Origin of the sequence: Brevundimonas sp. NIBR10, from assembly GCF_027912515.1 — a bacterium.
In the GTDB taxonomy this organism is placed as follows: domain Bacteria; phylum Pseudomonadota; class Alphaproteobacteria; order Caulobacterales; family Caulobacteraceae; genus Brevundimonas.
The window spans coordinates 758,148-779,605 of the sequence record NZ_CP115464.1; the positions used below are offsets into that span (position 1 = coordinate 758,148).

The window sequence follows — 21,458 nt, forward strand, 5'->3', positions numbered from 1 at the left end:
AGGTGAAGGATCATCGGCCAGGGCCTCTGGTGAGCCCGGGCCGCCAGTCGATCGATCCGCCCGGTCCGGCCAGGCCGGTGACGGTCTGGTTCAACTGGCGTTCCAGAGCCGGACGCCAGGGCACGAGCGTGAAACCCAGGCCATCGTCGATCATGGCGAACCGGCCCGAGGCCAGGGTGACCCTCTGGCGATAGGTCCCGGACACGGTGTCGCCCTCGATGGCCGGACGGTGGGCCAGGCCTGTCTCAGTGCTCAGCCGTCGACCGGCGGCGGCGAGGTCCCGCTCGCGAAGCGTTTCCAGAAGACGCGGGACGAGGCGGACACGACCGTTATCGCTGCGGGCCAGGCCCAGGGATTGGAGGTAGGCGACCCGCTTTTCGAGGGCGATTGACACAGCCTGGCCGAAGCCGGTCGCCGGCATCCGCGTCTCCGATCCCGTGAACCGGCCTTCAAGCAGCCGACGATCGAGCCAGGTGGCGCCGTCCGCGACGGCCTGGCGCTCGACGGGAAGATCGGCCCTGACGTGGAGGCCGAGCCGACCGTCCGCCGCGCCCTTGATCGGGGCCAGTTCCACCACGGCGCCGACCCGCACATCCAGGTCGCCGAGGTCGCGGACGCGGTGGTGGTGCGCCTGGCCGTCCAGGCCGTCGAGTACGAGATAGCCCGAACCCTTCAACTCGTCGTCAAGCCCCTGGGCGATGACCCGGCCCGTGACCGGACGGGTGATCATCTCCTCGGCGCGCAGCCTCTCCGGGGCGAGCGCCAGCCCTTGCGACGCCAGGCCCTGATGCAAACGGGCGATGATGTCGTTGCGTCGACCCAGGGCTTTCAGGGTGGTTTCGACCTCGTCCGCCAGCCGCCAGCGGCCCGGGCGTTCGAGGGTCGCAACCCCGAGGTCCTGGAGTGTTTCGAGACGGGCGATCTTGAGGGCCCGCCAGGGGTTGGCGCGATCGGCGCCCGGTCGCACGTCGAGCCTGTTCCCGGACCGGGCCGCCTCACGAACGATCAGTCCGTCCAGGCGGGTCCAGCGATCGGAGGTCACGTCGCGCGCCAGACTGCGCCGGATATCGTGTTCGGTGCGAGGGCCCAGCTCGCGGGTCACCAGAGCGCTGGCCCGCGCCCGAAGGCCCTGGGCGATGTAGTCGCGAGAGAGGATGAGATCGTCGCCGCGATCCGTGACGCCGCGCACGAGGATATGGACGTGGGGATGGGCGGTGTTCCAGTGCTCGACCGCCACCCAGTCCAGCCGGGTTGCGAGATCGGTTTCCGCCGCGCGCATCAGATCGCGGGTGAAGGCTTTCAGGTCCTGGAGCTCCGCGCCGTCCTCGGGCGAGACGATGAAGCGGAAATGGTGGCGGTCGCCCTCGCACCGCGTGGCGAACGCATCCGGACGTCGCGCCTTCGCCTCGGGTCCGGCGGCATTGTCGATGCGGCCGTCGAAGAGGCGGCCGGGCGCGCCGTCGCGCGTGACGCCGTCGCGCTGGAGATACCGCAGATGGGACGACAGGGGAGCCCGTCCCGGCGCATGGCGCACGATGCGCGTCTTGATGACGACGGCGCGATGGCCCGCCCCGAGGCGGCGGACGGCCTGGACGCCGGCCGCGCGACCCCGGCCGAAGACACTGGCGCGAGCGACACGTCCGCCGTTGAAACCGCCCGCGCGCTGGACCGACCCCAGGACCTGGCGCAGGGCGGAGCCGGATCTCGCCCGTCCCTGGCGGATACGACCCGGCCGGACCTCGAAATCATCGTCGGCGGTCATTTTGTGGGCCATGAGGTGCGTAAAAGCCCGGACCGGCGGCGTTCTGCGAGGGGCCGCAGGCTGCGGCAGGCGCGTACGCCTCGTGAGCGGGCCTTGAATGGATTGAGGAAAACCATCCCCCACCCCGCCCGCACCTCGCGGCTTTTATCTTGCCCTCCCGGTTTTCCATCTGTGCGGATCCCCGGATCCGCCTTTCCCCAAAGCCTACTCATGGTCTGTCAGCCCCCGGCCGCCTGCCGCGAAGAGGCTGGAGGCGGCCGGCCCGGTCGCAGATGCGGGGGCGGCGCCAGCGCCGCCGACGGCGACGAACAGCGGGGCCGAGAGCGGGTCCAAAGTCGACGGACGGGATCCGGGGGGCGCGGCCTGTCCCATCGCATCTGCCGCTTCTAGACCCAGGCGGTCGCCGATGCGGGCGACATAGAGCCGCGTCTCCAAGGGCAGGGGGCGGCCGGTCCGGAGATGCTCCAGATAGCGGCCGGGCCCGGCATTATAGGCGGCGAGAAAGCCCTCGGGGCCAAAGCGATTGTAGAGTTCCCGCAGGTAGGCCGCGCCCGCCAGAATGTTGTCGCGGGGCGAATAGGGGTCGGGTCCAAGGCGATAGCGGACACGCAATTCGTCCCAGGTCGCGGGCATCACCTGCATCAGACCCATGGCCCCGGCGTGTGAGGTCGCTGACGGATCGAACGCACTTTCCGCCTGGATGACGGCCCGGATCCAGGTTTCGGGCAGGCCAAAACGTTGCGCCGCTTCGATGACGGCGCCGGAAACGAGCCGGTCGTGTGCGTGAGAATCCGGCCCGGAAGAGAGCGCCGCATCGGCCTGCGGGGCCGTCGTCATGACGAGCGCGACGCCCAAAGCCAGCGCCGTCAGACTCGCCTTCACGGGCGTCCCCATCCAGGGTCTTGCGGGCGCGGTCATGGCCGGACCCGGGGGAGAAACAGGGGGTGAACCACGCCCCGGATCGAGGCTTTCGGGGTCGGTCCGAAATAGCGACCGTCGAGGGACTGCGCGACGTCCGCATTGAGAAGAAAGACCTCGTCGGTCGTCAGGGAATGGCAGCCCGACCAGGTCGGCAAGCCGCGGCCGCGCCGATCCGTCGCCTGCGCCTCGATCGTTACGGCGGCGTCCGGGACGGCGTCTGGGACGGCGCCGGGGAGGGTTTCAGGGACGGCGGCGTGCGTGAGCGAAACGGAGACCACCAGGCCGTCGCGGCACACGCGTGCGGGCGCCATGGCCGCCACCGTCTTGATCAGCGGAACGCCGCGAGGGAGATACTGTCGTGCGGCCAGGAAGTCGGCGACCGGCGCGGGCGGGTCGACGATGACCCGATCTCCGGCCCGGGGCGAAGCGAAGGGATCGACCAGATACAGACCGATCGGAGCGCTCGCGCTGGCGTTCCAGACGAGCAGGGTGGGCAGGGGCAGGTCCACAGGCGCCCACATCAAAAGGGCGCCGGCCAGGGTTGCGCCCAGGGCGAAGGCGCGGGTCACGAGACCGCTCTGCGCAGAAGCCAGGCCGCGTGTCGGCTGGCGCTATAGGCTTGCGCGCGTTCGCCGACGAGCAGGCGGTTGTGCAGGTGTCGCCAGTGATCGGGGGCGACCGCTTCGGGCGCAATGCCGATGGCCTCGACGGCGTCGATGGCCTCCAGGGCGGCCTTGACCCGCGGCCAGCCATTCAGCCGGAGCAGACTCGTTCCCCCCGGGGTCACGCCGGGCACGCTCGTTCGCGCCTCGCCAGGCCGGGGGGCGATGAGGATGTCGAGCCGGGAGGCGACGGTCCCGCGCTCTCCGGCGGCCCAGCGAACGAAGGCGAAGACACTGCCCGGCTGGAAGGCGACAAAGCGGTTCTGGCGGGTGACGATGCGCTCTTCGACGATGGCGCCGAAACGGATCCAGCGCTCGATCCGACCCCTGTCGAAAACGAGTTCGACCCAGGTGCGATCGTCCACACGCCCGTGCGCGGCGCCCGCCGCCCGCCGCAGATTCTGGGAGGTTCCGGCGGGCGGCTGGCCGGGCGGGTGAAGAGGCGTCGGGGTCACGACCGCGATCCCGGGCGGTGAGGACGGGTGTCATCGGGACGTCTAGCCGGCAGAACGACGCCCACGCCGGGGTCGGAGGTCGAGGCCTTGGCGCCGCGATCCGCCCAGGCCTGGAGGTCCTGCAGGGCGTAGACGACCCGGCCGCCGATCTTGCGGTACACCGGGCCCGTGCCATAGGTCCGGTGCTTCTCGAGCGTGCGGCCGGACAGGCCGAGCTGACGGGCCGCCTCCGATGTGCGGAGAAAGCGCGGCGGCAGAGGGGTTGCAGGCACGCGAACTGCGCGCCTGAAACCCTGCCCCTCGGCGAGAGCGGGGTAGCAAGGGCCAGGGCGGACCGGCCGGAGGGGGATCGCCCGGCCTGCACAAGCCTGCGACCTCTGCCAGGCAGGGCGACCCTCGTCGGCGCGGAAGGTCGGGGAGACCGGCCGCTCCGGCGGCGGAGCCGCTTCACCCTGGCCTGCGCGAGGGCGGAGCCCTTAGGCTGGAGGCGCGCCGTCAGGTCAGCAGCGATTTCCAGGTTCGCGGGCGACGGTGTTCCGCGGAGGCGGGGCGTGTCACCTCTGTGAGGTCTGCGGCCCGTGGCGACGGGGTCCGCCAGGACGATCGCGATCGATTGGACGACATCAGGCCTTCGCCTCGCCGGTCCGGCCGACGGCCTTTGACGACGACCGGGTCTGGCGCGAGCGATCGTCTGAAGGGGCCTGACGCGCGGGCGGATGGATCAATCAGGCCCACTCATCAGCCGGTAAACGGACGACGAGCTGTCGCCCGGCGTCTTGCGACCTCACCTGTCAGAAGCGCCAGCCACCGGTTGACGGCCAAGCTTAAGCATACGATACGATATAACATATCATTCGTGTTATTCGGGGTGTTGTAATGAGACATTTTCTGGGTGCTGCGGTCCTGGCCGGCGCGGCCCTGACCGGGGCGTCGGCCTGGGCGCAACAGGGCGATCCTGTTCGGCCCGCCCAGACCCGCGACGCGGAGAGCTCTGACGATCAGGTGGACGCCGTGGACGAGGTGGTGGTCACCGGTTCGCTGATCCGGGGGTTGCCTCGCGAATATGTGGCCAGCCCGCTGTTCAGCCATGGGCGGGAGGAGATCGAGGGATCAGGCGCGCCTTCCCTGGGCCAGTATATTCTCTCGATCCCCCAGAACTTCACCGGGGACCTCAGCGAGTTCGCGACTACGGCGGCCGGTATCGGCAGCCCGCTCGGCGACGCCACGACCTATAACCAGTTCGACGCCTTCGCCGGCTTCGCCCTGCGGGGTCTGGCCTCCGACGCCACGCTGACCCTGCTGAATGGTCGGCGTATGGCCTCGGTCGGGATGACCGAAGCCCCGACGGTTTCAGTGCTCCCGTCCGCGCTGATCGAACGGATCGACATCATTCCCGACGGCGCCTCGGCCACCTATGGGGCTGACGCCGTCGCGGGCGTGGTCAACATCGTGACGCGACGGCCGAAGGACGGCCTGGAGTTGCGCGTTCGGGGCGCGACCTCCACGCGGACGGGCAAGACCGATCTTGAAGCGAGCGCGCTCGGCGGCCGATCCTGGGGCAGCGGGTCCGCCTATGCGATGGCCATGATCCAGGACAGGACGCCCTTCATCGACACGCCCGTCGAGGTCAACGGCAGCGACTACCAGATCACCCAGTTGCCGGATGAGCGTCTGACGGGCCTCTATGCCGGCGTCGAGCAGCACGCGGGGGATTTCACCTTCACGGTGGACGCCTCGCGGTTCGACCGCGACCGTGAATCCCGTCAGTATTTCCTCGACGCCCCCGCGAGCGACCGGCTGTATCAGTCGTCGACCGACGGATATGCGATCTACAGCGGCGTGAACTGGCGCGGCTCCAGACGCAGCTCCGTCGACCTGACCGTCGACTACAGCGAGAACTTCACCCAAAGCCGGCTGACGCGGCCGAACCGGCCGACGCTGGCGCCCTCCGTTCGCGACTACACGAACACCCTGCTGGTCGCCGAGCTCCGCGGACAGACCACCCTGCTGACGCTTCCTGGCGGACCGGTTCTGGTCGCCGGGGGCGTGCAGCATCGCGAGGAGACGCTATCGACCAACGCGCCGGTCTTTTTCGGCCGCGACGGCGGCGAACGCGAGGTCGATTCGGTCTTTGGCGAGCTCAACGTTCCGGTGATCTCGCGCGACCAGGCGATCCCGTGGGTGCAGGGGCTCACCCTGTCGGCGGCTGCCCGTTATGAGGATCTCGGCTTCGACACCGCCCTGGCGCCCAAGGTGGGGATGCGCTGGCAGGTCAATGATGTCATCGCTTTGCGGGGGACATGGGCCCGCTCCTTCCTTGTTCCGCGCTTCCGCGACACCATCGGCATTTCGGAACAGGTCTCGTTCTGGAGTGAGCCCTACGCCTTCCTGAACCCGTCCGACCAGAACCCACTCGTGCCGACGGGCGATGCGGTGATCATGTATCGCGCCGGCGCCAATCCGGATCTGAAGACCCAGAACGCGGAGACCTTCACCCTGGGCTTCGATCTGACGCCGTCGTTCCTGCCCGGGCTTGAGGTGCGCGCAGGCTATTACAACATCCGCATTTCCGATCGTGTCGGCACGCCCACGCCGGAGGACAGTCTGTCTGTCGCCGATCTGCAGGTGTTCAACGTCGTCAATCCGACCCTGGCCCAGGTGCAGGCCATCCTTCAGAACCCCGTCGTAACGCAACGCTTCGCCGTGGATGTGCCCTTTTACAACAACGGGCGGTACTACAACTTCCCCAATGCGGCGGCGGTGCCGACCAGCCTTCTGTCCCAGATCCAGCTGATCGCCGACATCCGCTCGCAGAATTTCGCCGAGGAGGCGACCGACGGCCTGGATCTCGACGTCCGGTACGATACCGAACTTCTGGGCGGGCCGTTGCGGGTGAAGTTCACGGCGCAATACATCCTGTCGCTCGAACTCACGGCAGGGGGCGGCACGGTCGTCTCCCGTCTGGGCGGCTATGCCAAGCCGGCCGATCTGAAACTCAACGGGTCGGTCGTCTGGGGACGAGACGGCGTCTCGGTTGGTTCGGTGATCAACTATGTCGACGCGATCACCGACGATCGGCCCGGCGAACCGGTCCGCGAAATCAATCCCTATACGACGGCGTCGCTGTTTCTCGGCTTCGACCTGGGCCGGGTCACGTCCAGACCGTGGCTGGACGGCAGCGAGCTGCAGATCGTCGTGGCCAACGTCTTCGATCAACAGCCTTCAACGGTCGTCGACGGCGTCCTGGGCTATGATCCTTTCAACAATCCGCCCAATCCGCGGACGGTGGGCCTCATCCTCACATCGACCTTCTGACGACGCGCTGACGTCTCATCCTTCGGCGGGCCGGCGCTCCGGGCCGCCCGCCGAAGGCCTGACCGCGTTCGGGAAGGCTTCGGCGCGCGCCGCCGCCTTCGGTGTCTGGACGGGCGCGCAGGATCGTCGGGTTGACGTCGCCCTCGCCCGCGGGCCGACGCCTGCAGTCCGGGCGGAGCGCTGACGTCCCTTCTCCCTCAAGGCCCATAAGGCCGCTTAAGGGCTTCAGCCGCCTTTCGTCTTCAGCGGCAGGCCCGGCATCGGCCGAGGATTTCCACGGTCGTATGGTCGATGACGAACCCCTCGTCCTCGGCGGCCGCGGACAGTCCCATATGCTCGGGCGGCGCCACCTCGGCGGTCGCCCCACAACAGCTGCAGATCAGGAAGGCGGCGGTGTGGGCCACATCGCCCGAGCTGCAGGCGACAAAGGCGTTGGTGGAGGCGATACGGTGCACGAGGCCCTTGCGGGTCAGGAACTCCAGGGCGCGATAGACGGTCGGCGGCTTGGCGGCGTGACCGCCCTCCGCATAGTGGTCCATCAGGTGGTAGGCTTTCACCGGCTCCCCGGCCTGCAACAGCATTTCGAACACGCGCCGCCGGGGCTCGGTCATCCGCTCGCCTTCGGCGGCCCAGTTGGCTTCGGCAGCGGCGACCAGCGCCTGGACCTGCGACGGCGTTCGGCGGCGATCGGCGGGGGCGTGGCTACAGACGTCGCTCATGAGACACAGCTAGCCATTCACCGGAGGGTCCGCAACATCGCAGCTTGACCTGATGTGACGTTATCTCATAACAGGTCCGGACTCCCCCCGACCAGAGGTTCCCCCATGCGTCCGTTTGTCGCTCCCGCCCGTCCTTCGCGGGCGATCCTTCTTGCCGCCGCCGGATGGGCCGCCCTGGCCGGCGCCGCGGCCGCCCAGACCGCGCCGGACAAGGCCGATACGGTCGATGACGTGATCGTCACGGCTGCGCCGTATGGCGTCAGCCAGCGGGCCTCGACCATCGCCACCGACGTCATCGACGAACAGGCCCTGGCCGTGGCGCCGGCCCAGTCGCTCGGCGATCTGCTGGCCAGCCAGCCGGGCCTGCGTTCGACCGACTTCGCCCCCGGCGCCAGCCGTCCCGTGATCCGCGGCCTGTCTGGTCCGCGCGTCCAGGTCCTGACCAACGGCATCGGCATGATCGACGCGTCCTCGGTCTCGCCCGATCACGCCGTGGCCACCGACCCGGCAGAGGCCAGCCGCATTGAGGTGGTGCGCGGCCCGGCGACCCTGATCTACGGCGGCTCGGCCATCGGCGGCGTGGTCAACATCATCGACAATCGGATCCCGACGGAAATTCCCGAAGGCGGCCTCTCCGGCGTGATCTCGACCCAGGCGTCGAGCGTCGACGACGGCCGGTCTGTCTTCGGTCGTCTGACCGCCGGAACCGGTCACTTCGCCTTCAATATCGACGGCGTGAAACGCACCAGCGACGATTATGATATCCCGTCGCCCGCCCGTTCGGCCCGTCTGGCGGCCGAGGACGGCGAGCCGCGCGGCGAGGGCGGCAAACAGGCGAACTCCTATACCGACCTGGAAGCCTGGGGCGTCGGCGCGTCCTGGATCGGCGACAAGGGTTTCCTCGGCGCGTCGTACAAGGACACCGACAGCGAATACGGCACGGTGGCGGAGGAATCGGTCTTCATCCAGCTGCATCAGACCCGTGAGGATCTGCGCGGCGAGTATCGCTTCGACGGTGGTCCCTTCTCTGCGGTGCGGGGCAATTTCGGCCACGCCGAATACACCCACACCGAGTTCGAAGGCCCCGGCGAGCCGGGCACCATTTTCAACTCGGACGGCGAGGAAGGCCGGATCGACCTCGTCCAGCGCGCCCGGTCGATCGGCGGCGGGACCTGGAACGCCGCCTATGGCGTCCAGGCGCTGAAGCGCAATTTCGAGGCGATCGGCGATGAGGCCTTCGTTCCCACCACCGACATCGAGGAAGGCGGGGTCTATACGGTCCAGCGCCTCGACCGCGGCGCCTTCGGTTTTGAAGGCGGACTGCGCTACGACCGGCGCACCCTAAGCGCGACGCCGATCGGAACGGTGAGCGAGGTCGAGCGGGAGTTCGACAATGTCTCGGCCTCCGCCGCTGTGTTCGTGCGTCCGGCGCCGGGCCTGTTCCTCGGTCTGAGCCTGGCCCACAACGAGCGGGCGCCGTCCGAGGTCGAACTGTTCGCCGACGGCGTCCATATCGCGACCGCCGCCTATGAGACCGGCGACCGCACCCTCGACACCGAAAAGGTCAATACGCTTGAAGGCACGGTCCACTACGACACCGGCCGATTCAGCGGGGACCTGCACGTCTATGGATCCAAGTACGACGGCTTCATCGACGAGCGTCCGACCGGAGACACCTATCTCTTCGTGGAAGAGAACGAGGAGTTTCCCGTCTATCAGTTCGTCCAGACCGACGCGACCTTCTACGGCTTCGAACTGGAGGGCTCCTACGCCCTGTGGGAAAGCGGGGCCAACAAGCTCGCCCTGGAAGGCCAGGCGGACTATGTGCACGCCGAAACCGACCTCGGTCCGGCAGCGCGGATCCCGCCCTACTCCGTGACGGGTCGACTGGCCTGGACCTCGACGCCGTTCGACGCCAGTGTCGAGGTGCGCCACGTCGGCGCCCAGGATCGTGTCGCCGATCTTGAACTGCCCACTGACGACTACACCTTGCTGAACCTCTCCGCCGCCTGGCGTCCGATGGCTGACCGCAATGTCACCCTGTTCGCCGAGGCGCATAACCTGACCGACGAGGAGGCGCGCGAGCATGTGTCCTTCCTCAAGGACATTGCGCCCCTGCCGGGTCGCAATCTCCGCGTGGGCGTCGCCTACCGGTTCTAGAGCTCTCCGGCGCCGGCTGTTCCCCCTTCAGGACGTCGCGAGATGAAGGCTGTGCGCGGGCCCCGCGCACAGCCTTCTGTCGTTTCGGCCTCAGGCCCCGCCGCGGCGGGGCCAAGGGCCTTCAATGGCGAGCGTCAGTCCCGGGTTCTGGATATTGACGAACAGCACCGCGCCGTCCGGGGAGAAGACAGCGCCGGCGAATTCGGCGTTCGCGGGGTGAACGTTGCGCGCCAGGGTGTAGAGGCGCCCGCCGGGGGTGACGCCCTTGATGTGGTTGCGAACCGTCTCTGAATAGTTGTCCTCGCACACGATCAGATCGCCCCAGGGCGCGACGGTCAGGTTGTCGCCCATGTTGAGAGTCTTCTCGTCGGCGCTTTCGACGAACAACTGGACCCGCCCGGGCGCGCGCGCTTCTTGCGGCCGGCCCTCGTCCGGCGAGGGACGATAGCGAAGGATCTGGCCGCGCTGGATCGGCCCGCCGGAGGTGGCGGTGAGATACAGTTCGCCGTCGCCCCAGTGCACGCCTTCGCCGCGTGACACGCGAACCGCGCCCGAGGCATGACCCCGAAGCCGCAGGTCGCTGTCCGGACTGTCCACATGGTCCAGATCGATCCAGTCGACGTCGAGCCAGTCGCCGGGCGCCCAGAACCGGTCGGTATGGTTGGAACTGTCGGCGGACCGGGCGCCGCGGATCGCCATGGCCTGCAGCCGTCCGCCACCCCGGAGGTCGCCGGCGCGCTCCGGCACGAACCGGTAGAACAGGCCGTCGACCTTGTCTTCGGTGAGATAGGCGACGCCCGTGGACGGATCGATACAGACCGCCTCGTGGTCGAAGCGGCCAAGGCCGGTCAGGGGCACAGGGTCGACCAGACCCGTGGCGTTGGAGGGCACCTCGAAGACCCAGCCGTGCGGGCGCTGAACGTCGGCGCTGGCGGGCGTTTCCTCGGTTTCCTCGCAACTGAGCCAGGATCCCCACGGGGTCTGGCCGCCGCAGCAGTTGGTGCTCGTTCCGGCGAGGCTAAGGTGCTGATGCACGAGCCGGCGGGCCCGCAGATCATAGACCAGGGTGGTGACGCCGCCCGGCAGGGGGCGGCCGTCGGCGAAGGTGTCGAAGACCTTGTCGCGCGCCAGCCGTCCCAGCCGCTCCTCACGCGGGCCGCCGGGTCCCTGGATCCGGTGGGTTTCGACCGCGCCCTTCAGTTCGTGATTGCGGACCAGGGCGACGCGATCGCCGCCGAGGGCAAAACAGCCCATGCCATCGAACTGGCCCGGCGTGATCAGGCCGTCGTCCATCGTCGTTCCCGCCCGGGAAATGATCCGGTAGACAAAGCCGCGGGGCAGGTCGAGGACGCCGTGAGGATCGGGCAGGAGCGGCCCGTAGCCCGCGACCTGGTTGATATAGGTTTCCCCTGGCTCAGCCCGGACCTGGCGCGCGAAGCCGCCAAAGGCGAGGGCGGCGCCGCCGCGAACAATCAGACTGCGACGATCAAGGGGCATGAGGAAACCTGGCGATGTCTGGTGGTTTGGGGTGTGTTATACTATAACGACCCATTGAGACGGTCGGGTGACGACCGGCTCGCGCGCCGGAGGGTTGGCATGCGTCGAAGAGAGCTTTTGCTCACGCCTCTCGCGCTGGGCCTTGTCGGCGCACAGGTCCGCGCCGGCGCCCCGCAATGGAACGGCGGCCATCCGGTCAGCGACGATCCGCTGTGGGAGCCCTTGTCGGCCGCGGCGGTGACGGTTGATCGCGCCAGCGGCGCGCTCCATGCCGGGTTTCGTCCCGAGATCATCCTCATGGCCGAGCAGATCGTCACCGTTGAGGGATTCATCCTTCCCCTCGACATTCTGAGATCCACCAACCATTTCGCGCTGACGCGACGCAATGCGGGCTGTCCGTTCTGCGCGCCGAACCAGCCGACCGAAGCGGTGGAGGTCGTGTCTGTCAGCCCTGTGACCGTGGGACCCGAACTCACGCGGATGCGCGGGAGACTGCACCTTCACAGCAGCAGCGACCAGGGCATGTTCTACCAGCTGACCGAGGCGCGCCGCGCCTGAGCGGATCAATAGTCGGCCGACACCTGGCGCAGGACGGTCGCGGTGCTGTCGTCGAGGGTGAAGAACAGGCCCTTGTCGGCATTGTTGGCGAGACCGAAGCGGCCCGAAATCCGCAGCAGGCTGTAGCCGGAGCGCACCGGCCGGGCGGTGCGGACCTCAATGACCTCGTTGGGGTCGCCGGGGGGGCAGAAGAAGCAGACCGGCGTGTAGGGCGAGATGAGGAAATGGCGCGTGGTGTCGGTCGCTTCCAGCGGCACCATGAAGCCGCTGATGGTCAGCCGGGTTCCGGCCAGCGCCCGGACCTGGGGGGAGTGGGCGGCGGTGTAGTAGCCGTCCTTGTCGATGCCGATCCGTGTGGTCCGCAACACGGCCCATTCCCGGTCATGCGATTGGGGAAGTCCGGACTGCTGGATCCGTTCGCCGGCGATTTCCGCAGGCGGTCCGCCTCCGGCCAGGGGTTCGGCGGCCCCTTCCGGACCGCCGAACCCGTCGTCGGCGACAGGAAGATCACTGAGGCGGGCGTCCTCACGCAAGGGCGCGACGGCGGCGTCGATCGCGGCGTTCTCCTGGGCCGTCACCTCGGCGCTCACGGCGCGGGGCGCGTTCGACGGCTCGCGCGGGCGGGTCGGATGGCAGGCGGCCGTGGCCATCACCCCTGCGACGGCAAGCGTGAACAGGCCGGGGCAGCTTCGCCTGGACGCCATGAGGCGGCGCGGCGTCAACGGGCGACCGCCTGATCGAGCTGGAAGAAGAAGCCGCTGTCACTGCTCGGGTGCAGGCTCAACCGCCCCGAGACCTGGATGAGATCGGTGGTGTTCGCATGGGGTTGAATGAGGCGAACTTCGATCGCTTCCGTCGGCAGGCTCGGCGGGCAGAAGTCGCACTGGTGGTTCTTGCGCATGAGACCAAAATGGCGCGTCGCCCTGGCCGCCTCCAGCGGCAGCATGAAGCCCATGATGGTGATCGGCCGACCCGCAAGGCGCGTCACGTCCGGCCGGAACGTCGCTGTATAGGCGCCGGAGCGCCGGTCCATGACGATCGGCGTGGTGGCGAACCGGGTCCACAGGGGATCCGGGCTGAGAACCTGCATATGGCCAGGGCGCTCGTCCTCCTCCTGCCAGGCGGGGAGGGTCGCCAGGGCTGCGGCGGCGCCGAGGGTCGTCAAAAGGCTCCGGCGGGACGCCATCAGGGTCATTTCAGGCGCCTCCAAGAACATCGGGGACATTGATCCGGGCTGCGGCGAGCGCCGGACCCAGGGAGCCCACCAGCCCGAGCAGCAAGGCGACGCCGAAGAGGACGGCGTCGATTGGACCGATCGGAGGAATCGGCAGTGCGTAGCTGGACGCGCTGGCGGCGGCGACCAGTCCGACGCCGGAGCGCGCCAGGCCGATGCCGACAAGGCCGCCCAGCCCGCCCAGCAACAGGCCTTCGAGCGCGGTGACGGCGATCAGGAGGCCGGGCCGGGCGCCGAGCGCACGCAGCAGGGCAAGCTCGCGCCGGCGTGTGAGCACCGCTGCGCTCAGGGCCACGATGAAGCCGATGAGCGAGAGACCGAGCAGGGCCCCGCCGAGTTTGCGGATGGCGTCGGCGCTGGCGCCGGCGATCTGGTTCAGTCTCGCCGCCTCCAGGGCGGGCGAGGCGGGCTGGAGATCGGGCGTCGCCTTGACCTGATTGGGCAGGATAACGGCGCCCAGGGGAGAGCGGTAAGTGATCAGCAGGGCGGTGATTTGCGGCCCCCTGGCGGCCTCCGCCGCCTCGTCGGCGTCGGGATGCTCATGGACCTTCCAGATGCTGCGGTAGTCGGTCAGGGCGACCCGGTCCACCACGGTTCCGGTGGGGGCCATCACCCCCACGACATGATAGGGCGTGGCCGAATGCAGGTCGCCGCTGCCGGACACGAGCCCATGCTCGCCGACGAAATCATCGCCGACCTTCAGACCGAGACGCGCCGCCGCCGCAGCGCCGATCACCGCCTGCATGGGCTGGTCCCACCAGCTCCCCTCAGCCAGCCGCGCCTTGTAGAGGGCGGGATAGGCGAGGGTCGTCCCGATGATCCTCGCACCGCCGACATTGTCGCCCATGGAGACGGGGATGGCCTGGCGCACCATGGGATTGTGTATGAATCTTTCGGCGTCGGCGAGGTCGATATTGCCGGTCGGGGCGTCGACCTGGAAGATGGCGGACATCACCAGTTGAAGCGGGCTGCCCTTGGCCCCGATGACCAGATCGACGGCTCCCAGGTCCCGGGTCATCCGGTCTGACGCCGCCTGTTCCAGCAGCAGAACCGAGGCCGTGACCGCCACGGCCACGGCCAGGACCAGGGCGTGAAAGCTCCAGGTCACCGGACGTCGTCCGATGAAGGCGGCCAGCAACTTGCCCAGGGTCATGCCAACGTCTCCTGGCGCGTCGCAAGCGCAGCGACGTCGATCCGGCGCGTGAACCGCGTCTTCAGACGGTGATCGTGGGTGGCGATCACAAGGGCCGCCCCGGTCTCCGAGGCCGCGCGGATGAGCAGGTCGGCGACCAGGCCGGCGTTGGCGTCGTCGAGGCTCGCGGTCGGTTCGTCGGCCAGGATCAGGGACGGGTTCATCAGCATGGCGCGGGCGATGGCGATCCGCTGCGCCTCGCCCCGGCTCAATGTCTCAGCCTTGCGATGGCGCGCATCGGCCAGACCCAGTTCCTCGATCCGCGCCAGGGCCGCCTCGCGGTCCTGGCGCGCGCCGGCGGCGAAAGGCCCCAGAAGGACATTGTCGAGAACGCTGAGGCCGGGGAGCAGGTGGACGTCCTGGAAGATCATCCCGATCCGGCTTCCCCGCAGCCGATCCCGTCGCCCGGCCGACAGGGCGCTGAAGGGGGCCTTGTCGAGCGTGATTGCGCCGGAAATCACAGGCAGGAGACCGCCGAGGGTGAACAGGGCTGTGGATTTCCCTGAGCCCGACGGTCCGAGCAGCAGGACCGCCTCGCCTGATCCCGCCTCGAAGTCCGCGATGGCCGCGACAGGGCGGCCGTGATGTCCGACCACAAGGTCCTGTGTCAGGAGCATCGCCGCATCCAGTCCTTCGCCCGGTCGGTGCCGAGAATGCCATGATGGGTCGCGCACGTCCGGCCAGCGGAGTCCACGGCGATCGCGAGCGGCAGTCGCGGCGGTGCGCCGCCGAACCGGGTGAGCACCTCGCTCGCGGGTTCGCTCGCGGTCCAGACCATCGTTGATGGCAGACCAAGCCTTTGGCTGGCCGCCGCTGCGGGGGGGGCAGGTTCCAGGGCCACCGCGACGAGCCGGCCGCGCGCAGCCCGCTCAAGCCCGGCCCAGCCCTGAAGTTCGATCAAACAGGGACCGCAGTCGCTGCGCCACAGGAGAAGGACCGCCGGCTGTCCGGCGAGGTCGGCGACCCGGACGTGTCGGCCGTTCAGGTCCCGGCCCTGGAGCTGGGCGTTCGGCCGCGCCGGCGCGCAGGCTGTGAGCCCCACAAGCGTGGCGCCAAGGAGCGCGACCATCCCGGTTCGCGCCGGCGTCGTCTTGCAGGCGGGGGGGCGTCGGCGTGCGCTGGATACCGGTTCTGCCGCGATCGTCACGAAAAAGCTCCGGCAGGGGTTGTTTTAGCTGTTACACAGTAACATATCATGGGGGTGTTATATCATAACAAAGATCAGGCGCTAGGGCCCAAGCCATGAGTTGCGATCCCCCCCTCGCCCGCGCCGCCCACACCGGCCGGGCGGGCGACCTGGTGGCCATCAGCCTGTCGTCCCTGTGCCTGGTTCATTGCCTGGCCCTGCCCCTAGTGGCGGGACTGCTTCCGCTCGCCGGAGCCTGGGCGGAGGCGCCCTGGGTCCACTGGACCTTTGCCGCCTTCGCCGCGCCGGTCTCGGCCTGGACATTGTCGCGTCCCCATCCGCGCAGACCCGCCTGGGGCGCCATTGGTCTGGCGACCCTGGGCCTGTGTCTGCTGGTCGCTGGCGCGGCGGAGTTTCCCAGCCATGCGCTGGAGACGCCGATCACGGTCAGCGGCGGTCTGCTGCTGGCGACGGCCCATGGTCTCAACTGGCGTCGCCGGCCGCGCCATCACCACCCCGACTAGGGCGGAGGGAGCGAGAGCCCGCCGACCCTCGCCCCCCATTCGAGACGCCCTGACCGGGGTTCAGGCGGCCTCGGCCGCCGGACCCCAGAGCGGGAACGGGTCGGCGAACTTCTTCCAGCCTTTTTCGCCCCGCTCCATTTCGAACCGCGTCAGCAAGGCGGCGTCGAACATGGCGGTCAGGGCGGCGCGGTCCATGTCCTTGCCGATCAGAACGATTTCCTGACGTCGGTCGCCAAACGGCTGGCGCCAGACGGCTTCGAGGGCGCTCAGCCATTCAGGATTGTCATCGGGCCATCGCTCGCGCGGGGCGGACGCCCACCACAGACCGCCCCATTGGTGTTCCGTGACGGCCCCGGCCTGGCTCCAGGATCCGACATAGGCCATGCGGGTCGCCAGCCAGAAAAAGCCCTTGGAGCGCCAGACTCCGGGCCATTCGCGCTTCAGAACCTCCAGCAACCGTTCGGGATGGAAGGGTTTGCGCGCCTTGTAGACAAAGGTAGAAACGCCGTATTCCTCGGTCTCGGGCGTCACCTCACCCCGCAGGGCCTGGCTCCATCCGGCGGCGCTCTCGGCCCGGTCCATATCGAACAGGTCGGCGCCCATGACCTGATCGAGCGGAACCGCCCCGCGCCGGGCCTCGATGATCCGCGCCGAGGGATTCAGCTGACCCATCATGGCGGACAGGACGGCGAGGTCGGCGGCGGGCAGCAGATCGGTCTTGTTCAGGACGATCACGTCGGCGAACTCGATCTGATCGATCAGCAGGTCGGCGACCGTGCGTTCGTCATCCTCGCCGAGATGTTCGCCCCGGGTCTTGAGCCGATCCGTCGAAGGATAGTCGCGGTAGAAGTTGAAGGCGTCCACCACGGTCACCATCGTATCCACCCGCGCAAGGTCCGCGAGGCTGAACCCGTCTTCGTCGCGGAAGTCGAAGGTCGCGGCCACCGGCATCGGCTCGGAGATTCCGGTCGACTCGATCAGCAGGTAGTCGAACCGGTTCTCGCGCGCGAGTTTGCCCACCTCGATCAGCAGATCCTCACGCAGGGTGCAGCAGATGCAGCCGTTTGACATCTCCACCAGCCGCTCCTGCGTGCGCGACAGGTCCGCTCCGCCGCCTTCCCGCACCAGGGCGGCGTCGATGTTGATCTCGCTCATGTCGTTGACGATCACGGCGACCCGCTTGCCCTCGCGATTGTTCAGGATGTGGTTGAGCAGAGTGGTTTTGCCGGCGCCGAGGAAGCCGGAGAGGACGGTGACGGGGAGTCGGGTGTCAGCCATGACGGGGTCCTGAAGACAAGGAGAGGAAGGGAAGACGTGCGACAATCAGGCGGCGACGGCGCCGGCGCGCCCGCTTTCGACGGCGAAGGTCCTGAGTGTGGAGACGGTCGCCCGGGGATCGCGCCGGTCGCTGATCGCCCGGTAGTCGGTAAGCATCCGGTCGGGCGTCATCGCGATCGACATGAAGCCGTGCGCCCGGCTCTCGAAATATTTCACGTGGGGGTTCTCGGGCAGCATTTCCGCGAACGGCGCATAGGGCGGTGGGTCGGCGGTGATGGAGCCGGTGACGAACTCCGTGGCGACCGTCGCGGACTCGGGATCGGCGAAGTCGGCCTTGAGGTCGGTGGTCCAGAAGGAGTGGATGTCGCCTCCAAGAAGGACGGGGTTCTGCGCCGGACTGTTCCGGATCGCCGACAGCAGCCGGTCCCGCGTCGCCGGATAGCCGTCCCAGCCGTCGGTCCAGTGGCCGACGACGCCGTTGCGTCCTTTCTGACGGATCGAGGCCGCCAGGAGGTCCTGGGCGATGATCGTCCAGCGCGCCGAGGGCCCGCCCAGACCCTGGTAGAGCCAGTCTTCCTGGGTCAGGCCCAACATGGAGCGCTCGGGCTGGAGCCGTTCGAGGCAGTCGTCGCCAACCACTGACCCTCGTCTGGAGGTGGCGGTCGCGCAGGCTGCCGGCGAGCGGTACTGACGGCCGTCGAGGACGTGGATCCGGGCCAGGTCGCCCCAGGCCAGTCGACGGTACAGCCTCCAGGGGTCGCTCAGGCTCGCCCGACGGATCGGCATATGTTCGAAGAAGGCCTGATAGGCCGCCTGTCGTCGCGCCGGAAAGCCGGGGTCTTCGGCGACGTCCTGGGACAGCAGGCCGCCGTAGTCGTTCTCGACCTCGTGATCGTCCCAGGTCACGACGCACGGACGGGCGGCGTGAAGCGCCTGGAGATCCGGATCGGTCTTGTACAGACCGTAGCGGTTGCGGTAGCCGGCCAGATCGACGACGTCCGCCGCGCGGTCGTGACGCCGGGGGCGACCGGCGGCGCGCTCCCCGACATAGCTGTACTCATAGATGTAGTCGCCGAGGAGAAGGGTCAGGTCGGCGTCGCTGGCCGCCATGTGGCGGTAGGCCGAAAAATAACCCGTCTCCCAGTGGGAACAGGAGGCCGCGACCAGTTTGAGGCTTTCGGTCGCCGCCCCCGCATCCGGGGCCGTTGCGGCGCGGCCGACGGCGCTGCGGTGACCCAGGGCCATGAACCGGTACCACCAGGGGCGGCCGGCGGCGAGGCCCTGGACCTCAATCTTCACGGCGTGGGCATTGTCGCTCAGCGCCGTGGCCTCTCCAGTCAGAACGATGTGACGGAAGGCTTCGTCAGCGGCGATCTCCCAACGCACCGTCGTCGGCGCGGACAGTCCGCCCAGACCGTCGGCGGCGAGCGGATCAAGGGCCAGTCGCGTCCAGATGACAAAACCGTCCGACGTCGGATCTCCGCAGGCCACGCCGAAGGGAAAAGGGGCAGGCGAGGGTTCGGCGCGGGCCGGTCCGGGAAAGGCCAGCGGCGCCAGACCGGCGACGAGCAGCGCCCGCCGGTCCACAAGGGGGCCACGAAAATCCGCACGTTTCGGGTCTTTCACGATCGCATCTCGACAAGAAGGAAGATCCCGGTCTAGACGTTACGGTATAACGTATCAATAGCGAGGCGGGCGTGGCGGTCGGAGCAGTGGTGATCGGGGACAGCCCCTTGGTCTTCAAGACCCTGTTCGAGCCCCACGTTCAAATGGCCATCTGGACACGGCCCAGTCCCCGGAGAGGCGATGCGACGGCCGGCGCGGCTGTGGGCTTTGACTGCAATGGAGACTGGATCGCGCCCGACGCGCCGGTCGCGGCCTGGTTGATGGAGGATCTGCAGATGCTCGGGGACATTTTCAGCGCCCTGTCCGGGTCTGACCGCTGGCGGGCGCGATGCGAGCGGGTGACGAGCCGGGTCTGTCCGCGCTTTCACCAGGATGCGCCTCCGCTACGCCTGATCACCACCTATGACGGCCCCGGTACGGAATGGGCCTTCGACGTCGAGCTGGACGGCGATCTTTCGGCGCGACGCGCCGCGACCCGGCGCCATGTCCGGCCGACATCGGCGGGCTCCGTCCTGCTCCTCAAGGGCCGCGCCGCGCGTCTGTTCGAGGCCGGGCCCGCCTTGTTGCATCGCTCGCCGGCCGCCAGCCGCAAGCATCCGCGAACCGTCTGCACCCTGGACCTCCCCCGGCCGCGCGAGGCCGCAGGCGAGGCGGACGACCGCACCGATCTTCAGGCTGCCTGACCGCGGCCCCAGCCCTGTCCTCCTTTCACGAAAGACACCCATGCGCCGGATGATGACACGCGTGACCTCGGCCCTGCTGCTTTGGGGGGCGCTGGCCGCGCTGGCGACCTCGCCGGCCCAGGCCCAGACCTCTTCGCCCGGGCGGGCGAGCGCCGAGGCGGGGGAGGGTTCCCAGAGCGCGGAAGCGCGTCAGCGCGATGCGGCGGCGCGTGACGTGGCCGAAGGCTGGGCGGCGCCGAGCGCCACCGAAGCCCAGTCTGTGACGCAACACACCGTCGAGGCCCAGGGCCGGACGCTGCGTTATACGGCGACGGCGGGCACGCTGACGGTGCGCGATGCGGACGGCAAGCCGACGGCCAGCGTCTTTTACGTCGCCTATACGCTCAACGGCGCGCCGGCGTCCGGCCGACCGGTGACCTTCTTCTACAACGGCGGTCCCGGCTCCTCGAGCGTCTGGCTGCATATGGGATCCTTCGCCCCGATGCGGGTGCAGACCGGCGATCCTGAAACCATCCGCCCGGCCCCTTACGCCTTCGGCCCCAATCCGGAGACCCTTCTGGACAAGACCGACATGGTCTTCATCGACGCGATCGGCACGGGCTATTCGCGGCCGCTCGGCGCGACGCCCGGCTCGGCCTTCTGGGGCGTCGATCGGGACGCCGACGCGTTTTCAAAGGCCATCCTGCGCTATGTGACCAAAAACAGCCGCTGGGCGAGCCCGAAATTCCTCTTCGGCGAGAGCTACGGCACCCTGCGCTCGGCAGCGGTCGCCTATCAGCTTCAGGATCGCGGCATGGCCCTGAACGGGGTGGTGCTGCTCTCGACCATCCTCAACTACGGGATCGAACAGAGCGGCTATGACCTCGGCTATGTCGGCTATTTTCCCAGCTATGCCGCCACCGCCTGGTATCATAACCGCGTGCCGGACCGCCCGGCGGACGTGGCCGACTTTGTCCAGAAGGCCCGGGAATTCGCCCAGGGGCCCTACACAGCGGCCCTGGCCAAGGGGCAGTTGATCACGCCGGAGGAAAGGGCGGACATCGCGCGCCAGATGAGCGCCTTCACTGGCCTGTCGCCGGCGTTTCTGGAACGCGCCAATCTGCGGGTCGACCTGGATCTGTTCCAGAAGGAGTTGCTACGCGACCAACGCCTGACCGTCGGCCGGTTCGACAGCCGCTATACCGGCGTTGACACCAATGCCGCCGGCGCCTCGCCCGATTACGACGCCTCCGATACGGCCATCAGCGGGGCCTTCATCGCCACCTTCAACGACTATGTCGCGAGCCAGCTGCATTATGAGACCCAGATGCCTTATCTGGTTTCGGCCTATTCGCTTCCCGGTTTCGACTGGAACTGGAAGCACAGGGCGCCGTCCGGCGCCGAACAGATCGTCCCGGACGTCGGTGTCGATCTGTCGGCGGCCATGCGGACCAACCCCTATCTGCGAGTGCTGTCGCTCAATGGCTATTACGACATGGCGACGCCGTTCTTCGCGACCGAATACGACCTGGCCCATATGATGCTCGAGCCGGCCCAGCAGCGAAACCTGGAGTTCAAATACTATCCCTCCGGCCACATGATCTACCTGAACCCGCAAGCCCTGCATCAACTCCACGGGGATCTGGCCGACTTCTATGATCGCACTGTCGCCAGCGCCGCCCAGGGCCGCCCGGCCGCGGCTTCGGCGCGGCCGACCTCACATAGCTGACCCAGTCCTCGTGGGGGCGACGTCGGCGGATCGCCGGC

20 protein-coding genes are annotated in these 21,458 nt (G+C 68.4%); 6 read left to right on the plus strand and 14 right to left on the minus strand.

The window, feature by feature from the left end:
- Positions 1 to 10: 10 nt before the first annotated feature.
- The 5 genes from O5K39_RS03680 to O5K39_RS03700 form a co-directional block, all read right to left on the minus strand.
- Positions 11 to 1,762 carry a DUF3363 domain-containing protein gene (locus O5K39_RS03680; protein WP_271145932.1) on the minus strand — a complete coding sequence of 584 codons (1,752 nt, stop codon included), beginning with the start codon at positions 1,760 to 1,762 and terminating at the stop codon, positions 11 to 13.
- A 204-nt stretch (positions 1,763 to 1,966) separates the two neighbouring features.
- The gene (locus tag O5K39_RS03685) at positions 1,967 to 2,680 is read right to left on the minus strand and encodes a lytic transglycosylase domain-containing protein (protein ID WP_271145933.1); all 714 of its coding nucleotides are present in this window, start codon (positions 2,678 to 2,680) and stop codon (positions 1,967 to 1,969) included.
- Positions 2,677 to 3,252 (minus strand): S26 family signal peptidase, encoded by a 576-nt coding sequence (locus O5K39_RS03690; protein WP_271145934.1) that lies wholly within the window; start codon positions 3,250 to 3,252, stop codon positions 2,677 to 2,679. Before O5K39_RS03690 ends, O5K39_RS03685 begins: the two co-directional genes overlap by 4 nt.
- Positions 3,249 to 3,800: a DUF2840 domain-containing protein gene (locus O5K39_RS03695; RefSeq protein WP_271145935.1), complete on the minus strand. Its 552-nt coding sequence runs from the start codon at positions 3,798 to 3,800 to the stop codon at positions 3,249 to 3,251. The genes O5K39_RS03690 and O5K39_RS03695 overlap by 4 nt, the downstream gene beginning before the upstream one ends.
- Positions 3,797 to 4,072 carry a helix-turn-helix domain-containing protein gene (locus O5K39_RS03700; protein WP_271145936.1) on the minus strand — a complete coding sequence of 92 codons (276 nt, stop codon included), beginning with the start codon at positions 4,070 to 4,072 and terminating at the stop codon, positions 3,797 to 3,799. The genes O5K39_RS03695 and O5K39_RS03700 overlap by 4 nt, the downstream gene beginning before the upstream one ends.
- Positions 4,073 to 4,676: 604 nt before the next feature.
- Here O5K39_RS03700 and O5K39_RS03705 point away from each other — a divergent pair.
- Positions 4,677 to 7,115 carry a TonB-dependent receptor gene (locus O5K39_RS03705; RefSeq protein WP_271145937.1) on the plus strand — a complete coding sequence of 813 codons (2,439 nt, stop codon included), beginning with the start codon at positions 4,677 to 4,679 and terminating at the stop codon, positions 7,113 to 7,115.
- A gap of 242 nt (positions 7,116 to 7,357) precedes the next feature.
- On the opposite strand, the gene O5K39_RS03710 is transcribed toward O5K39_RS03705, so the two are convergent.
- Positions 7,358 to 7,834, minus strand: coding sequence for a Fur family transcriptional regulator (locus O5K39_RS03710; RefSeq protein WP_271145938.1), 477 nt, complete (start codon positions 7,832 to 7,834; stop codon positions 7,358 to 7,360).
- 105 nt (positions 7,835 to 7,939) lie between these two features.
- Between O5K39_RS03710 and O5K39_RS03715 the strand changes: the two genes are divergently transcribed.
- Positions 7,940 to 9,994 (plus strand): TonB-dependent receptor, encoded by a 2,055-nt coding sequence (locus O5K39_RS03715; RefSeq protein ID WP_271145939.1) that lies wholly within the window; start codon positions 7,940 to 7,942, stop codon positions 9,992 to 9,994.
- A 90-nt stretch (positions 9,995 to 10,084) separates the two neighbouring features.
- Here the strand turns inward: O5K39_RS03715 and O5K39_RS03720 are convergent, their stop codons facing one another.
- Positions 10,085 to 11,491: an alkaline phosphatase PhoX gene (locus tag O5K39_RS03720; protein WP_271145940.1), complete on the minus strand. Its 1,407-nt coding sequence runs from the start codon at positions 11,489 to 11,491 to the stop codon at positions 10,085 to 10,087.
- Positions 11,492 to 11,590: 99 nt separating this feature from the next.
- Here O5K39_RS03720 and O5K39_RS03725 point away from each other — a divergent pair, with 99 nt between their 5' ends.
- Positions 11,591 to 12,049, plus strand: coding sequence for a hypothetical protein (locus O5K39_RS03725; RefSeq protein WP_271145941.1), 459 nt, complete (start codon positions 11,591 to 11,593; stop codon positions 12,047 to 12,049).
- Positions 12,050 to 12,054: 5 nt separating this feature from the next.
- Here O5K39_RS03725 and O5K39_RS03730 read toward each other — a convergent pair whose 3' ends face one another.
- The 5 genes from O5K39_RS03730 to O5K39_RS03750 are packed head-to-tail and all read right to left on the minus strand — an operon-like array spanning position 12,055 to position 15,622.
- A complete protein-coding gene (locus tag O5K39_RS03730) occupies positions 12,055 to 12,753 on the minus strand; it encodes a DUF3299 domain-containing protein (RefSeq protein WP_271145942.1) in 699 nt (232 codons plus the stop codon).
- 14 nt (positions 12,754 to 12,767) lie between these two features.
- Positions 12,768 to 13,244: a hypothetical protein gene (locus O5K39_RS03735; protein WP_271145943.1), complete on the minus strand. Its 477-nt coding sequence runs from the start codon at positions 13,242 to 13,244 to the stop codon at positions 12,768 to 12,770.
- 1 nt (position 13,245) lies between these two features.
- Positions 13,246 to 14,436: an ABC transporter permease gene (locus O5K39_RS03740; protein ID WP_271145944.1), complete on the minus strand. Its 1,191-nt coding sequence runs from the start codon at positions 14,434 to 14,436 to the stop codon at positions 13,246 to 13,248.
- Entirely contained in the window at positions 14,433 to 15,092 is a 660-nt protein-coding gene (locus tag O5K39_RS03745; protein ID WP_271145945.1) for an ATP-binding cassette domain-containing protein, read from the minus strand. The genes O5K39_RS03740 and O5K39_RS03745 overlap by 4 nt, the downstream gene beginning before the upstream one ends.
- Complete coding sequence (locus O5K39_RS03750; protein ID WP_271145946.1) at positions 15,083 to 15,622, minus strand: redoxin domain-containing protein; 540 nt, start codon at positions 15,620 to 15,622, stop codon at positions 15,083 to 15,085. Before O5K39_RS03750 ends, O5K39_RS03745 begins: the two co-directional genes overlap by 10 nt.
- Positions 15,623 to 15,717: 95 nt before the next feature.
- Between O5K39_RS03750 and O5K39_RS03755 the strand changes: the two genes are divergently transcribed.
- A complete protein-coding gene (locus O5K39_RS03755; protein ID WP_271145947.1) occupies positions 15,718 to 16,125 on the plus strand; it encodes a MerC domain-containing protein in 408 nt (135 codons plus the stop codon).
- 60 nt (positions 16,126 to 16,185) lie between these two features.
- Here O5K39_RS03755 and zigA read toward each other — a convergent pair whose 3' ends face one another.
- Both zigA and O5K39_RS03765 read right to left on the minus strand, forming a co-directional pair.
- Complete coding sequence (gene zigA, locus O5K39_RS03760; protein WP_271145948.1) at positions 16,186 to 17,403, minus strand: zinc metallochaperone GTPase ZigA; 1,218 nt, start codon at positions 17,401 to 17,403, stop codon at positions 16,186 to 16,188.
- Positions 17,404 to 17,448: 45 nt separating this feature from the next.
- Complete coding sequence (locus O5K39_RS03765; protein WP_271145949.1) at positions 17,449 to 19,029, minus strand: alkaline phosphatase D family protein; 1,581 nt, start codon at positions 19,027 to 19,029, stop codon at positions 17,449 to 17,451.
- A gap of 71 nt (positions 19,030 to 19,100) precedes the next feature.
- Between O5K39_RS03765 and O5K39_RS03770 the strand changes: the two genes are divergently transcribed.
- Both O5K39_RS03770 and O5K39_RS03775 read left to right on the plus strand, forming a co-directional pair.
- Entirely contained in the window at positions 19,101 to 19,712 is a 612-nt protein-coding gene (locus O5K39_RS03770) for a DUF1826 domain-containing protein (protein ID WP_271145950.1), read from the plus strand.
- 40 nt (positions 19,713 to 19,752) lie between these two features.
- Positions 19,753 to 21,420: a peptidase S10 gene (locus O5K39_RS03775; RefSeq protein ID WP_271145951.1), complete on the plus strand. Its 1,668-nt coding sequence runs from the start codon at positions 19,753 to 19,755 to the stop codon at positions 21,418 to 21,420.
- Positions 21,421 to 21,458 lie beyond the last annotated feature (38 nt).